Below are 15,608 nucleotides of genomic sequence, written 5' to 3' on the forward strand. Positions count from 1 at the left end.
TTCTGCGATCAGCGCGGCGAGTAGACCTCGGACACCGTCGAGAAGCCGAAGCCCGACACGAGGCCCCCGCCCAGGACGAAGATCCGAGACTCGAAGAGCGTCGGGTAGATGCCGTGGCGCGCGGTCGGCATCGGCTTGTCCATGCGCCAGGAGTCGGTGGTCGGGTTGTACACCTGAACGTCCGAGAATGCCTGCGAGGCATCTTCTCCACCCATGATGTAGAACTCGCCGCCGTAGAAGACAGCGTGACCGGTACCGCCGCGGCCCAGGGGCATCGGCGCCGCCTGGCCAGCGTCGCTGGTTTCCCAGGTGTTCGACACCGGATCGTAGATCTGGACGTCGTCGAAGCCGGCCTGAGGAACGTTCATCCCCTGTCGACCGCCAAAGACGTAGAGCTTCTCACCGTCCGTTCCCGAGGCCGCATGGTTGACCGGTGTCGGCACCATGCCGAGCGGAGTCCACGTATCGAGCGTCGGATCGTAGACCGCGAAGTTGCCCGCCGTGCCGGAGCCCTGCAGGTTGCCGCCACCGACGTAGATCTTTCCGTCGATGACGGCCGTCGCGCACGAGCCTCCGTTCCAGGGCATAGGGGTCCCGAGCGACCAAGCGTTCGCGACGGTGTCGTAGATCTGGACCCGCCCGGCGGAGCCGCTGTCGAGCCCTCCCATGAGGTAGATCTTGGTGCCGATCACCTCGATGCCGTGGTGATTGCCAGGGAACTGACGCTGGGCCAGGCCCATGCTCCAGCTCCCCTGGTAGAGGTCATGAACGAAGGTGCTGCTGTTGCCCTGACCCAGCACATAGAGCTTCTGGCCGACGATCGCCGAGGCAACCTCGCCCAGGGGAAGCGGAAGCACGGATCCATTGTGCCAGGTGCCCTTCTTCAGACCGGGCGAGGCCGGCAGGTAGCGCATCGCCTGGGTGATCGTCCTCGGGCTACCGTTGATCGTGACCGTGACATCGAGCAGCTCCGTGGCCTCGCCCGTCGGGCTCGGCGGGAACGTACCGACGATCCGGCCGTTGTTGACGGAGGTCAGCGTGGCTGGCACTCCCCCGATCGTGACCGAAACGTTCGCGAGGTTCGTGCCGAAGTTTTTGCCTCCGATGACGAATCGCTGGCCGCCACCGGCCGTCACACGCCAGGGGAAGATGTCGTAGGGCGTCGGGCCAATCGCCGCCACGTCGTCCGGAACCTGAACGCGAATCTTGCCGCTGGTGTAGTCGATCGAGATCAGCGCTCCGCCGGGTCCTGCGATCACGTCCAGGCCCCGGTTCGGCGGGAACGCCGTGTTGGCGTTGCTGTCGTGCAGAGTCTGCGTGCTCACGCGACGACCATCGGCCGAGAGAATGATTCGATAGAGGCCGGCGTTCCATTTGGACGCCACGAGATTGCCTCGCATCGCCGAGTTGAAAGCCGTCGCCCTGTACTCCTCGATGCCGTTCGTGGACGAATTCACGACGCTGATCGGGGCGCGGAACGTGTTGGCTACCGAGGGCTGCCACGCATCGCGAAAGACAGCCTGCCTGGGATCGAAGCTGCCGCGTGAGCGGTTCGCCGAACCGTAGTAGATGCCCGGCTCGACCAGGTTGATCTCGTCCGGGGAGTTGGCGCTACTCACTCCGCCCTGCGTGGTCATGCTGAGCGAAGCGGGCCCAAAGCCAGCGTTCGCGCCGTTGTCCGTGGAGTAGAGGTAGCCGTTGGTGTGCAGCACCAAGTCCAACGAGTTGCGGAATCCAGGCGCGTACACCTCGATGTCCACCCCGGGAGCAATATCCGTCAGCTCCCCGTAGACCTGATCGTCCACGTAGACGCCGGTCGCCGAGTCCTGGTAGAGGATCGCACCGTTGAAGTTCGGCCTCGAGGTGAACGCGCGAAGAACGGCGCCCGAGAACGGAGACTCAGGAATGTCCCCGAGATGCGGATCCGTCACGCCGGCGTTGGTGTTCCCACCGACGCAGAGGAGCAGGTCGCCGTTGTCGTCGAAGAAAGGACCGTTGACGGAGTGATCGTGGTTGGAGACGGGCAGCTGCGTGATGAGCGGCTGCGGGTTGTCGAAGTACGGGCCCGTCAGGACGGAAACCTGCCCCGTGAAGTACGACGGGCCCGTGAAAGCGCCGCCACCGTTCTGGAACTGTTCGCCGTGGCTGATGTACAGCTTCAGGCTCGTCGGATCCTGAGGGTTGTAGACGTCGAAGGGATTGAACGCCATACCGAGCGTATCCCGATTCGTCAGTCCCGAGACGCCGACGCGGTACTGGATGCTCGTGACCGTCCAGTTCTCGTCGTAGGTAAGGACACGGAGAGAACCATCGAGAACGCCCACGTACAGCTTGCCGTCGGGCCCCCACTGAGCGCAGGTCACGTTTGCGATGGAGACCGCCTGGCCGTTCAACAGCGTGAAACGCACCGGGATCGGCCCCGTGGGCGAGTAGTCGAACTGAACCGGGTCCGAGATCCCCTGCGGCGTTTCGACCGTCACCATGATCGAACCGCTGCCCGGAGGCGTGGTGAGCGTGATCTGCTCGCCATTCCACTCGTCGAACTGCGCCGATGTGATATCCGTCGAGCCCCAGTGCACGATCGTCTGGGCCTCGGGGAAGAAGCCGAAGCCCTTGATCTCGATGCGATTTCCTCCCAGATCGGTTCCGGACGTCGGCATCGCGTGGATGGCCGGGGGAATGGGCCCGAGGTCATACGCCAGGGCATTTTGAATGTCCGTCGCGACGGAGCCGGACTCCATGATCGTGAGCTGGAGCGGCACGTCGCTGAGCGAGCTCACCGCGAACCGAAGATCCAGTTTGTGGACGCCGGCCGCCAGGGTAACGGGTCCTGTGACCGGACCTCCGTCGACAAAGACTCGCCGCTGCACGCCGCCGGTGGCCTGGAACCCCAGGGTACGCGCCGAGGTGGTTTCGAAATGGGTGAGCCACTGGACCATGACCTTCTGGTCGAAGGGCGATGTCCCGACCTTGCCTCCTGTGGCATCGATCTGGAGCGAAGCCAGGCGCGCCGCGAAGTCGTAGCGAGCCGGAACGTTGTCGAGGAGGAAGACCTCACCGAGGGACGCACCGTCGTAGTAAAGAGCGAGAACGCCAGGCACCTGGTCCACCGGGTGCACCGTGATCGTCCGAACGTCCGAAGCCGTGGCCGCAGGCACGTTGTCGTCGCCGATCGTGAGGCCCACGGTGGTGGAACCGATGGGGAGAATCTGCACCGTGTCGACCGTCGTCGCCACAGGGACCCCGCCGATCTGCCATTCGAACGCGGTGAGCGAATGCCCGGGTTCATGGGTGTGCGACTCGGAGCCGAGCAGAGTGACGCTCTCGAAGCCGTCGTTGTCGTAGTCGACGACGAAGACCGGATCGTTGTCGGGGACGGGGTGCAGGAAGCCCCAGCCAGCCTGGGCGCCGCCCGTGCCCGTGAGGTCGACCTCGAAGAGGGCTCCGGTCACTGAGTTCTCGAACTCGAGGGTCACGAAGTGATCCTCGTGATACGTCGGAGTGAACGTCACCGGGATACTGGTGGTCCCAGGCGGCAGCAGAATCTGGGGCGTACGAACGATCGTTTCCGTGGAGCCGGTGTAGACCACACCGCCGACTTCCACGCTGAAGTCGCGGGCATCACCGATGGACGACACGCGGAACGTCAGACGATTCAGGACCCCTCCGTGGAGACCCGTGTTCTGGAAGTCGACCGTGAGCGTGCTCGACGCCCCCTGCTCGACGTCCCCGAAGGAGAGCGACGTCGTGCTGGTCCCGAGCACGGGAACCGACCGCACTTCGATCGCGCTCACGATCGCCTGACCGACCTCTCCCTCGAAGGTGAGATCGAGCACACCGTCGGAGACCGTGACGCGCTGCGGTGACGAGACATAGGCGGTCGCAGGGCCGACCTCCGCGAAGAGGTCGAGGTCGTCGATGACCTCCGCGCCTTCCATGTAGACGTCCATCACGCGGGCGCCCACCTGGGCTTGAACCGGCTCCCACGAGTGGATCTTCACGTCGTAGGCGCCGTTCGGAAGTTCGATGGCGTAGGAGAAGAGCTGGCCTGCCCGGAACGTCTGGTAGAGAGCGTCGAGCGTCGTGCCGCTGACCTCGCTGGAGTTCTCTCCGAGTGCGCCGCCGGTGGCGCCGTACTCGGGGGAGTAGTCCTGCCGCGCGGGACCGTCGAACAGCACGTCCGCGGCGTTCATGAGAATCTCTTCCCCGGTGCCGCCAAAGGCGATGCCGCTGAGGGCCACGGTCGAGGGAGCAGACGTCGTCTGCTGTGTGACCGGACTGAGTACGAGCGTGCGCTCGCCCCTTCCGACCGGCTGGAACGTCACGTCGACCCGTGCACTCGCCCCGGGCGCCAGCGTGATCGGCAGCGCCACCGGGAAGCTGAGTCCGAAGTCGCCCTTCATCGGTCCCACGCGTGCCACGTCCACAAGGGTGAGTGGCGTCGTGTGCACGTTCGTGAAGAAGACGCTCTGCGAGACGCTCGCCTGGGTCGTCCGCGTCGTCGGAAAGGACAGGCTGAACACCGAGGGTGTCAGGGCCGAGGGCACCGCGAGCGCGCCGCGGTCACCGTCTTTCAGGAGAACGAGGTGGCTCAGCGTGGTGCCGAGCGTCGCGTTCGACGGAGCGGCGCCGAGTTCGAAGAGAATCTTCTCCCCCAGTTCGGGGATGCGATCCACGACGAGCGTGACCGGAAGATCGACGAAGGCCGCCCCTGCCGGAATCATCGCCGGGCTTGGCGGAAGCGTGCAGTCGCTCGGGCCAGATCCGGTGCCACTCACGGTGAACGGCACCTGCACGGGCAGCCCAGAGACGGCGCTCAGCGCCAGGCGAACCGAGAAGCTTCCGTCCATTTCGGCCACGACGTTGCGGAACGAGGTGAACGCCACGGTCGGCTGCGGATCATCGTTCGTGATGGTGAGCGTGTGCTGCACGATCCCGCCCGGGTCGGCACCCGCGAGGGCGCCGAACGTCAGGCCGACGGTCTCGTTGTTCTCGTAGAGCGTGTCGCCGACGAGGTTGACGACGAACTGCCCCGTCGAGGCTCCCGCGGGAATCACCAGCGGGTTGGGCGTCACCGAGAAGTCCATGCCGCCTCCCATGGCCGTCCCGCTGAGCGTCACGGGTACGGTGACTGGCGCAGGAGCGGGTCCAGAAAGGACGACGTCGACGAGCTTCATCCCGGCGCCTTCGGCGGCGGACGAGGTCGGCGCGGCGAAGGTCAGGGTCGGAACCCCGTCGTTGTCCATCACGCTGATCGTGTGCTGTGCGGTCGAACCGACGCTAGCACCCGTCACCGCCCCCATCCCGAGAACGATCGTCTCCAGGGACTCCTGGGCCGCGTCGTCGACCACGGTGACCGTGGCGGTTGCGCTGAGCGAGCCGACAGGGATCGTCACCGTGGACGTTCCGAGAGTGTAGTCCGTTCCGAGGGTGGCGGTACCGCCCGTGGTGATCGGCACCACCACGGGTTGCGCGGCGTAATCGGTGGCGACCACGCTGACCTGCAGAGAGCCGATCGACTCCGGCACGGACCCTCCGGAACTTGCAAATGCCACCTGAACGAGCGGCCCATCGTCATCGATCAGACGAACCTGATGGCTCGTCCCGGCTCCGAGGGTTCCGTTGGTCGGCGCGCCGAGCGTGAAGATCGCGGTCTCCGTTCCCTCGACCGTCGAATCGAGGATCGTGCTGAGCACGACGTTCGCGGAAGTGGCGCCAGCGGGGATCATGAGCGCCCCGGACGCGCTCATGCCACCGGGAGTCCAGGTGTAGTCGGACCCCACGGTCGCGGTGCCGGTCGCCGCGACGGGAACGGTCACGTCGAAGGAGGACGGCGCGCTGAGCGTCACCGATGCCATCGTGCCCGACGCGGACTCGACGAGGAACGAGCTCGGCGCGGCGAACGCGACGGTCGGCGGAGCGTCGTCATCGGTGATGGTCAGCGTGTGCTGAGCGATCGTCCCAAGGGCGCAGTTCACGGGCGCGAGCAGCGTCACGATGAAAGTCTCGTTCGGCTCGTCGATCAGGTCCTGAACGAGGTTCGCGTTGAGCGTCGCCGTCGTGGCGCCCGCGGGAACGATGATCGGCGACATCGGGCTCGTCGACACATCGACCCCACCGGGCGTGGCGGTCCCGGTCTGCGAGAAAGACACGCGCGCTTCCTCGGTCCGGGGAGTGGACAGCGTGAGCGAGATGGCGGCAGTGCCAGCGCCTTCTCCCCTCGAACTCGAGGCCTGCGTGAAGCTGAGGGTGGCGGCGGGCTCATCGTCCACGATGACGACCTCGTGGGCGGTCGTCGCGCCGAGCGTTCCATTCGTGGGCGTGCCGAGCGTCAGGGCGACGCGCTCGCGTCCCTCCGACAGGCTGTCCTGGAGCACGGTCACGGCGATCGTGCCGGTGCTCTGCCCGACAGGAATCACCAGGGGCCCCGCGGTGACGGTCGCATCGGCGCTCGTCGCCGAGCCACCGACGGTGAAAGGGATCGAAACGGGCGCGGTCGCGGCCTGCGAGAGCACGACCTGGACGTTCACCGTCGTGGCACTTTCCGTCGCGCTGGAAGCGGCCGACGAAAAGGAGACTTCCGGGTCGACTGGCAGGGAACCCGGATGAGCGAAGATGGCTCCTGCCGAGAAGGCAGAGAGCATGGCGGCGGCAAAGATAGATTGCATGGCTCGGTCCTTGGACGTGAGCAAACGAAGCAGAGGGGCGGTTGGACAGGCAGGAGACCAGGGGGGACGCTCGCCAGGGGAAGTTGACCGAGTCATCCGAGAGAGCCCCGAGGTTTCCGGGAGAGACTGCGAACGCAGACCGGCACCGACGGGGGACTCGTGGAGCGCGGCCCCACACTGTCTTTCGACGGTGTACAGGCGGCCTTGGCTCCCTAGCTCCCTATTAACTGGGCGCTCGTCCCGATTCAGTACGGCATAGTTCCGAAAAATCGTGACGCGGCCGTGCGAGCGGGCCCATCTACGCACGATTCGAGCCGGCACTACGCCCACCGGAGGGTCTCACGCCGGTATGTCTAACACGGCATTCAGACCGAGGTTCCGCCACTCATATCGAGCATTTGCACCCCTCGGAAGCGCGCGGGCGCGGCTCCGTGACTCATCTCCGCGATCTGCATGGGATTTCCCTTACCGCAGTTCACCACGCCGTAGAGCCGCCATTCCTGCGGACCTGCGACCGCATCGCAGGAGTTCCAAAACGCGACGCTGTTCCCCTGGTAGGTCGGAAGCCGGAGGAGGCGCGAGCGGCGCCCGCCCCGGATCTCCCAGGCCACCTCGCAGGTGAATTGGAAGTTCCTGCGCTCCTGGTCGATCGACCAGGTCTTCACGGTGTCGGCGAAGATCGTTCCGTCCTCGCTGGAGGCGATCAGGTCCTCGAGCGAGCCCGAGCCCGGAACCAGCGAGAGATTCGTGATCCTGTCGATCGGGGGCGAGTACCAGCCCTCGGCCCGGGACACCGAGCCGCTTTCGGAGATCCCGGCGCGGCCCGAGCTGGCGCGCCCCCCCATCACACCGACGAAGCGGCCCTCTCGCACGACCTCGAAACGCCGCGACGCCACGCCGTCGTCGTCCCAGCCACGCGTGTCGAGACCGCCCTTCGCGGTGGAGTCCGCCACGAAGCTGACGTGCTTCGACCCGTACTGGAGGCCGCCGAGGTCCCCGAGGCCCGCGAAGCTGCCGCCGGCCAGATCGCGCTCCTCCCCGAGAATCCGGTCGAGCTCCGTCGGGTGCCCCACCGACTCGTGGATCTGCAGGGCGAGCTGAGAGCCCCCCAGGATCAGCGTGCGCTTGCCACCAGGGCAGACGTCGGCGTGGCACAGCGCGATCGCCTCATCCCGGACGCGCTCCGCGTGAACGTCGAGCTGGCTTGAGCGAATGACCTCGAACCCGCCGCCGCGGAAGTCCCCTTCGAGGGCATTCGGATAGCTCCGCCGCTCGACGACGCCGCCCGCCGAAGCGATGGCCTCGATACGTCCGCCGGCGCGCATGAGGACCTGATGGGTCGCGCCGCCCTCGCTGGTCACCTGCCACTGCTCCTCCCGCTGGATCCCGATCGACGCCAGCCTCGACACGATCTCGCGCCGACCGGACATCCCGCGGTCCGCCCGCAGAAGCAGATCGACCTTCTCCTCCAGCGGCACCAAAAACGGATTCTCGACGACCGGCGTCGCATACTCCCCACGGGCCGTCGCCTCGCCAGACATCTGAATAGGTCGGCGTCGCAGCGGAGCCAGGTCCCGGGCCAGCGCCAGCGCTCGCCGCGCGAGTCCGGGCAGCACGTCCCCGAGTCCACCGTAGGTGGTCGGAGCCGCGGCGAATCCGAAGGCGCCGTCCTTCAGAACGCGCAGCCCGACGCCGAACTCGTCGGGAGCCTCCGCGTCCGCGACGGCTCCGTTGTGGACCGTGAGGGTCTCGCGCGCGAGCCGCACGATCCGCGCATCCGCGTAGTCCGCGCCCCGCTGCATGGCGAGATCCACGGCGACCTGGGCCAGATCTTCGATGGAAGAGCCAGCGCGGGAAGACCCCGCCGTGATCCCCTTTCCTTCAGCGGTGGACGGAGTCGAACCCTGGTTTTGCATCGTGTCAGCCATGGAACTCAGGCGCGGGAGGTGAAGGCGAAGTCTCGGAGCACGATCGCGGGCGCGACGACTTCGCCACCCATGAGCGAACCGCTGCGCTGGGAGCGGTCACCGACCGCCACGACCTGCCGCAGCGATTCGACGAGAGACTGCGTGAAACGCAGGTTTTGAACCGGTTCCGCCACCTGGCCGCCACGGATGCGGAACGTGCCTCCGCGGGTCATGCCCGTGAGAGATAGCGTCTGTGGCTCGACGATGTTGACGTAGTGGAGCTGCCTCACCAGAAGGCCGTCGCCGACAGCGGCCAGCAGCTCATCGCGGCTGGAGCTCCCTGCCTCCATCACGAGGTGCTCGGCGCTCGGGCCGTAGGCCGACGGCTGCGGGACGCCGTGGCCGGTGTTCGGAAGACCGAGTTTCTGGGCCCAGCGCGAGTCGGTCACCGGCGCCCTCAGCTCCCCGGCCGAGATCATCTCGGTGCGGCCCCTGGCTGCCCCCTCGCCGTCGAAGCGCCATCCGCGCAGCGCTGGATGCAACGGGTCATCGACCAGAGAGACGTTCTCCGGGAAGAGCTTCTCACCGAGCCGCCCTGCCATGAAGGACGAGCCCTCACTGAAGGAACGCGCACCGAAGCCCGCTTCGGTCGCCATCGAGAGGAGCGCGGAGACCGCGGCGGGCTCCAGCAGCACCGTGAAGGCGCCGGGGTCGATCGGCCGGGGTTCGCGGCTGAGAACGGCCGAACGGACGGCGTCCTCGATGACCCTCTCGACCTCGACTTGATCGACGAAGCATGCGATCGACGAAGAGGCCGCAGCTCCGCCGCGGGATTCGCCGTCCGAACCACCGTCCGAACAGGTGAGCGCGAACTCGGCCCGCGAGGTCGCTCCGTGGACCTGGCGGCCAGCGGAGTTGACGAGGCTCCTGGACATCACGGTGGTCCGTGCGAGTCCGGAGGCAAAGAGTCGCTCTTTTTCGGCCGCAGCCAGCGCAGCGCCGATCCACTCGGCCTTCTCCTTGAACGTGTGATCCTGTGTCGGCCGCGAGGGCGACGTACCTTCGACGTCGACGGGACCGCCGAGCGGGAGCGCTTCCGGCCGGGGGGTGGCGATCTTCGCGAGCAGCTGGGCACGGCCCAGGGCCGCCACCGCGCTGGCGTGGTCGATCGTGCCCGAGGTCGAGCGGGCCTCACGGTAGCCGCCCGGCCCGTGGAACCGGACCCTGACGCTGAGGTCGTAGTGGTCGCGATCGGCGGACTGCGTCGGCCCTTCGTGGCCGAAGCGCACGAAGCGGTCTTCGATGCACTCGATCGAGACTTCGGTCTCGTCAGCGGAGCTGGCCGCGACGATCGCCTCGGCGAGTTCGAACGCGTGGTCTTGATCTAGGAGTGCCAAGTGGGTGGTGCCGTGGGATTTGGGTCGAGGACCCGACAGATGGAGCCCCGGATCGAGGGCCGCAGGAGGTTCTCCGCCCGGACGCGGTGCCGGGGTGAGTCGTGGAGTGTCCAAAGGCCATCGGCACCATTCAATGAAGTCATGCCCATGCCCTGACGGGTTGTCCGGAATTCCCCTTCAGACGGGGGCCGGTGGAAGGATTGAAATTCCTTTTGAACTCACCCTTGACGCTCCGCCCTGGGGTCCGCATTCTCTTCGCCTCACCGCGCGAGAGCGCGGGCGCGTGGCCGGTGCCCCCCACTTGCCAGCTGCTCACCGATCGAGCCTCGGCTCGGTCGCAAAGCGCTGCTTGACCCGGCCTGCCACGCGTTGCATCTTACAACGTCTTCTTCCGAGCCCTGCTCTCTCCGAGAGTCCGGACTCAGCCGGGAAGGCGCCCCAATCCAAGGGGGATTAGCTCAGCTGGTAGAGCGCCTGCATGGCATGCAGGAGGTCAGGGGTTCAAGTCCCCTATCCTCCATTCCACCCGCTGTACTGCACGCCGAAAGGCAACGCAGTGCAGCGGGTGGAATGCTTTTCACGGATCTCAGGCATCGCCTGGGTCGACTGGGTCGCCAGCGACGCCCGACGAACGCACCCGCTGACCGGCTGATTCTTCCAGAACGGCGGAATGGGGCCGCAGGTGCTGCCCCTATGATTTCCGGGAACCGCGCGCCACGCCCCTCCGTAGGGCGATTGCACACACGGACAGACTCCATGACGAATCTAGCCCACCCCGATCGCCTGGCCAAAATCGAGGCGATGCGCGCCGAGGGCGTCGATCCCTACCCCGCCCGCGGCGTCGACGCGACCCCGATCGCCGACCTCCTCGCCCGGGTCGGGACCCCGGACGAGCCCGGGCCGGCCATCGGCACCACGGTCACGATCGCGGGCCGCATGCTGGGTCTCCGCGACTTCGGCAAGCTCATCTTCTCCCCCATTCTCGACCGCACGGGTCGCCTGCAGATCGGGATCAAAAAGGACCAGATGGCCGACTGGTGGCCTCGCCGCAAGTGGCTGGACGGAGGCGACCTGGTGGGCGCCACCGGCGAACTCGCGTTCACCCAAAAGGGCGAGCCGACGATCTGGGTCACCGAGCTGCAATTGCTCTCCAAGAGCGTCGCCGCGCCCCCCGAGAAGTGGCACGGCTTGACCGACGTCGAGGCGCGCTATCGGCGCCGATACGTCGATCTGTGGGCCTCCGAGGGCGTTTCCGAGGTCTTCATCAAGCGCAGCCGCGCGATGTCCCTGACGCGCCGGTTCCTGGAGGACCAGGGCTACCTCGAGGTCGAAACGCCGACGCTGCACCCGATCGCCGGCGGCGCCGCGGCGCGCCCGTTCATCACCCACCACAACGCGCTCGATGCGGATCTCTACCTGCGGATCGCGCCCGAGCTCTACCTGAAGCGCCTCATCGTCGGCGGCATGGAGCGCGTGTTCGAGGTCAGCCGGAACTTCCGGAACGAGGGCCTCTCGACCCGCCACAACCCTGAGTTCACGATGCTGGAGCTGTACGAGGCCCAGGCGGACTACCGGCGGATGATGGAAATCGTCGAGGGGCTCTTCGAGCTGCTGGCGACCGAGCTGAACGGCACCACCGACATCACGTTCCGCGGCGGCGACTACTCCATGAAGGCGCCGTTCCAGAAGCTGCGCTACACGGACCTCTTCCGCGAGCACGCCGGCTGCGAATTCGACGACGAAACCGCCGTCCGCGCCAAGGCCAAGGAGCTGAAGCTCAACCACGAGTCCGACGACTACTGGAAGCTCATGAGCGATGTGTTCGACGAGACCGTCGAGCCGCACCTCTCGGGGCCGATCTTCGTGACCCACTATCCGGTCCAGATCTCGCCCCTCGCCAAGGCTGACCCCGCGGACCCGCGGCTCACCGAACGCTTCGAGGTCTTCGTCGCGTGCATGGAGCTAGGCAACGCGTTCTCGGAGCTCAACGATCCCGCCGAGCAGGAACGTCGCTTCGAGGAGCAGGTCGCGTCGAAGGACCCCGAGTCGCCGGGCGAAGTGGACGTCGACTACGTGCAGGCGCTGGAGTACGGGATGCCGCCCACGGGCGGCCTCGGGATCGGCATGGACCGGCTCGTGATGCTCCTGACGGGCCAGGACTCGATCCGCGACGTGCTGCTGTTCCCGGCGATGCGCAAGCTGCCCACAGATCAGGAAGAAACGGACGAGACGGTGGCCGCTGGCGCGGCCTCTGAAGGAGGCGCATAGCGCTTGTTCCGGACGTTCCTCAGCCTCCGCTACCTCCGGGCGCGGAAGACGAACTGGATCGGCATGGCGGGCATCTTCGTCGCGGTCGCGGCGCTCGTGCTGATCCTCTCGATCATGGCCGGATTCCTGGCGGAGCATCGGCGCACGCTGCGCGGAAACCTCGCGGACTTCGTGATCCAGCCCAGGTACACCCAGTCCGTGCGTCTGCCCAACGGCGACCTGATCGACGCCGACCACGACGTCGGGGCGATGATCGACCTGATCGAGTCGCACCCGAAGGTCGTGTCCGCGGCGCCGCAGCTCCAGTGGTACGGACTCTTCGTTCCCGACGGCGCCAAGTCCGCCATGGAGCGTCCAATGCAGGACGCCATCCAGCTCGTCGAGCTGATCGGCGTCGACGTGGAGGCCGAGACGGGGACCTCCGACTTCGCGGAGTCCCTCACGCGCGAGTATTCGCCAAAGCCGCCCGACGGCCGGATCTACTCCAGCGTCGAGCGCGTCGACGACGCCGAGGACCCCTTCGCACCGCTGGAGCGCAGCGGCCGCCGCACGAGCCGACCCGGTCGTCCGATCATCGTCGGCGAGCAGCTGGCCTACCTCTGGTCGCTCCGCAAGGGCCAGGAAGTCTCGATCATCACCGCGACATTCGATGACGGCGGCTCCCTGAACGAGGATGCGCCCGCGAACTCCCGCTTCGAGATCGTCGGCAGCTTCCGAAGCAAGGACAACGAGATGGACCAGCGGCGGGTCTACATGGACCGCGCCGAGCTGCGAGACTTCCTGCAGGACTCGCGCGGGTGGTCGGCCGTCATCGTCAAGCTGGAGGACTACGAGCGCGACAAGCTGCAGGTGCGGGAAGAGCTCTGGACCCAGCTCAACGAAGCGGGATTCCTCGGCGCACCCGGCGATAACCCCAACGAGTTCCGTACGTGGGAGGACTTCCGCGCGACTCTCCTGGCAGCGATTGAGAACGAGAAGAGCCTCATGGGCATCATGCTCAGCCTCGTGCTCGTGGTCGCCGGGTTCACGGTCTTCGCGCTCCTCTCGATGATGGTCACCGAGAAGCGCCGCGACATCGGCATCCTCACCGCGCTCGGCGCCACGTCCTGGGGCGTGATGGTTCTCTTCCTGCTGATCGGGCTATGGGAAGCGGTGATCGGTTCCGCCCTCGGGGCCGCCGTCGGCGTGCTCGGAGCGATGAAGATCGACGCGATCGAACGCTGGCTCTCCAGCACCTTCGGCTTCCAGATCTTCAACCGCGACATCTATCTGTTCGACCACATCCCGAGCGAGGTCATGCCGATCGAGGTCGCCAAGATCGTGCTCGGAGCCGTCGTCAGCACGCTGATCTTCGCCGCGATTCCCGCCTGGCGCGCTTCGCGCCTCGACCCCGTCGACGCCCTGCGCCATGAGTAGCGAAGAGCCCCTGTTCACGACGCCGGATCCGAGCGAGCCGCCCCGCGTGCCATCGACTTCCGGCAACGCAGGCGGCGTGTCGAGTCCGCTGACCAGCTCGGGGATCCGGCGCTCGTTCGAGGTCGGAGAGCGCCGTCTCGAGGTCCTCCACGGGGTCGATATGGAGCTTCGCCCGGGGGAACGGCTCGCCCTCATGGGAACCTCGGGCGCAGGGAAGACGACGCTGCTGAACATCCTCGGTCTGCTCGACCGCCCCACCGAGGGCAAGGTCCACGTCGAGGGCGTCGACGCGTGGTCACTGTCCCCCGCCAAGCGGGCGGAACTGCGCAACCGACGCATTGGCTTCGTGTTCCAGTTCTATCACCTGCTGCCCGAACTCACGGCGCTGGAGAACGCGATCCTGCCCGCCATGATCCTGTTCAAGGGCTCGGAGTTCCGCCGCCGCCGCGAGGAGTTCGAGGGCAAGGCCCACGACATGCTGGTGCGCTTCGGTCTCAGCACCCGACTCGGCCACCGCCCGGGCCAGCTCTCCGGCGGCGAGCAGCAGCGGGTCGCGATCGCGCGCGCGCTCCTGCTGGATCCGCCGATCCTCATCGCGGACGAACCGACGGGCAACCTGGACCGCGGCACCGGCGAGAAGGTGCTGGAGATCCTGCTGGATGAGCAGAAGGAACGCGATGTCTCGCTGCTACTCGTGACCCACGACGAGAGGCTCGCCAAGCGCTGCGAGCGGGTACTCTTCATGGAAGACGGGCTGATCCAGGCGGACAGCTCGGCCCCCATGCCCACCTGAGCCCTCCTCTCCACGGTTCTGAACCGGCCCCCCCCCACGAGCCTTCTGGGAACCGTTCCTCCATTTGATGCAGCGCCTACGCACGACCCCCGTGGCGATCGCCGCCACCTGCCTGGTGGTCTGGAGCCTTTGGCTCTACGGAATGATCTCCGGAGACCGCTTCTCGCTCTTCGAAGAGAACTGGTTCATGAGCATCACCATGATGTTCGGCTCCTTCATCGCAGGCGCCACGAGCGAAGGAGGCGGCGCCGTCGCGTTCCCGGTGATGACGCTCGGCTTCGAGATCAAGCCGAACGTCGCGCGCGACTTCTCGCTCCTCATTCAAGCCGTCGGGATGACAGCGGCGGGAGCGACGATCCTGTGGACGCGCGTGCCCGTCGTGGTGCCGGCGCTCATCTGGTCGACCCTCGGCGGTGCCATCGGCATCATCACGGGCCTCGAGTTCATCGTCCCCCACGTCGCGCCTCCCTACGCCAAGATGCTGTTCACGGCGTCCTGGCTGGCGTTCGCCTTCGCCCTCTTCTGGATCAACCGCTACAAGGACCGCGAGGTCCACGAGTCGATCCGGGACTTCCTGCCGCGCCACGCTGCCCTGCTCGTCGGCTTCGGCATCGTCGGAGGCATCATCAGCTCCATCACGGGCAGCGGGCTCGACATCGTCACGTTCTCGCTCCTCGTGCTGCGCCTCCGGATCTCGGAGTCCATCGCCACGCCGACGTCGGTGATCCTGATGGCGGGGAACGCCCTCGTCGGCGCCTTCTACCGCGGCTACGCCCAGGAAGCGCTGGATCCGAAGGCCTGGGAGTTCTGGTGGGTCTGCGTGCCCATCGTCGTCGTGGGCGCGCCCTTCGGGGCCCATTACATCAAGCGCCGCAGCCGCCTCTTCGTGGCCAACCTGCTCTACGCCTCGATCGCCATCCAGTTCGTGGCGGCACTCCTCATCGTGCCACAGAACGCAAAGCTGGCGACCTTCACGGCGGCGACGTTCCTGGCGGGCGTGGCGGGTTTCCGCCACATGGCCAACCGAGGCGTCCGGCGCCTCGAGTGGCTGAAGAATCGCGAAAGCTGAACCGCCGAGCGACGATGAGGGTGACCGATTCTGAGCCAGACCCATAGTTCTCCAGAAATCGCGCAGGTGTTGCGGGACTCCAGCCCTGAA

The 15,608-nt window shown here is 66.7% G+C and carries 7 protein-coding genes and 1 tRNA gene; 5 read left to right on the top strand and 3 right to left on the bottom strand.

Features of this window, described 5'->3' with window-relative positions:
* Positions 1 to 8: 8 nt before the first annotated feature.
* The 3 genes from Poly30_RS14425 to Poly30_RS14435 all read right to left on the bottom strand — a co-directional run bounded on the left by Poly30_RS14425 (position 9) and on the right by Poly30_RS14435 (position 9,972).
* Positions 9 to 6,668 carry a Calx-beta domain-containing protein gene (locus Poly30_RS14425; RefSeq protein WP_419190186.1) on the bottom strand — a complete coding sequence of 2,220 codons (6,660 nt, stop codon included), beginning with the start codon at positions 6,666 to 6,668 and terminating at the stop codon, positions 9 to 11.
* A 365-nt stretch (positions 6,669 to 7,033) separates the two neighbouring features.
* Positions 7,034 to 8,596, bottom strand: coding sequence for a TldD/PmbA family protein (locus Poly30_RS14430; RefSeq protein WP_145198449.1), 1,563 nt, complete (start codon positions 8,594 to 8,596; stop codon positions 7,034 to 7,036).
* Between the two features lie 5 nt (positions 8,597 to 8,601).
* The gene (locus tag Poly30_RS14435) at positions 8,602 to 9,972 is read right to left on the bottom strand and encodes a TldD/PmbA family protein (protein WP_419190187.1); all 1,371 of its coding nucleotides are present in this window, start codon (positions 9,970 to 9,972) and stop codon (positions 8,602 to 8,604) included.
* A 447-nt stretch (positions 9,973 to 10,419) separates the two neighbouring features.
* On the opposite strand from Poly30_RS14435, the gene Poly30_RS14440 reads away from it, so the two are divergent.
* From Poly30_RS14440 to Poly30_RS14460, 5 genes are all read left to right on the top strand, one after another.
* A tRNA-Ala gene (locus Poly30_RS14440) sits at positions 10,420 to 10,492 on the top strand.
* A 236-nt stretch (positions 10,493 to 10,728) separates the two neighbouring features.
* The gene (gene lysS, locus Poly30_RS14445; protein ID WP_419190188.1) at positions 10,729 to 12,240 is read left to right on the top strand and encodes a lysine--tRNA ligase; all 1,512 of its coding nucleotides are present in this window, start codon (positions 10,729 to 10,731) and stop codon (positions 12,238 to 12,240) included.
* A gap of 3 nt (positions 12,241 to 12,243) precedes the next feature.
* Positions 12,244 to 13,656, top strand: a complete 1,413-nt coding sequence (locus Poly30_RS14450) for an ABC transporter permease (RefSeq protein WP_145198455.1) — start codon at positions 12,244 to 12,246, stop codon at positions 13,654 to 13,656.
* Positions 13,649 to 14,449, top strand: a complete 801-nt coding sequence (locus Poly30_RS14455; RefSeq protein ID WP_419190189.1) for an ABC transporter ATP-binding protein — start codon at positions 13,649 to 13,651, stop codon at positions 14,447 to 14,449. The genes Poly30_RS14450 and Poly30_RS14455 overlap by 8 nt, the downstream gene beginning before the upstream one ends.
* A 67-nt stretch (positions 14,450 to 14,516) precedes the next feature.
* Complete coding sequence (locus Poly30_RS14460; RefSeq protein WP_419190190.1) at positions 14,517 to 15,518, top strand: sulfite exporter TauE/SafE family protein; 1,002 nt, start codon at positions 14,517 to 14,519, stop codon at positions 15,516 to 15,518.
* Positions 15,519 to 15,608 lie beyond the last annotated feature (90 nt).

This window comes from Saltatorellus ferox, from assembly GCA_007751475.1.
Taxonomy (GTDB): Bacteria; Planctomycetota; UBA1135; order UBA1135.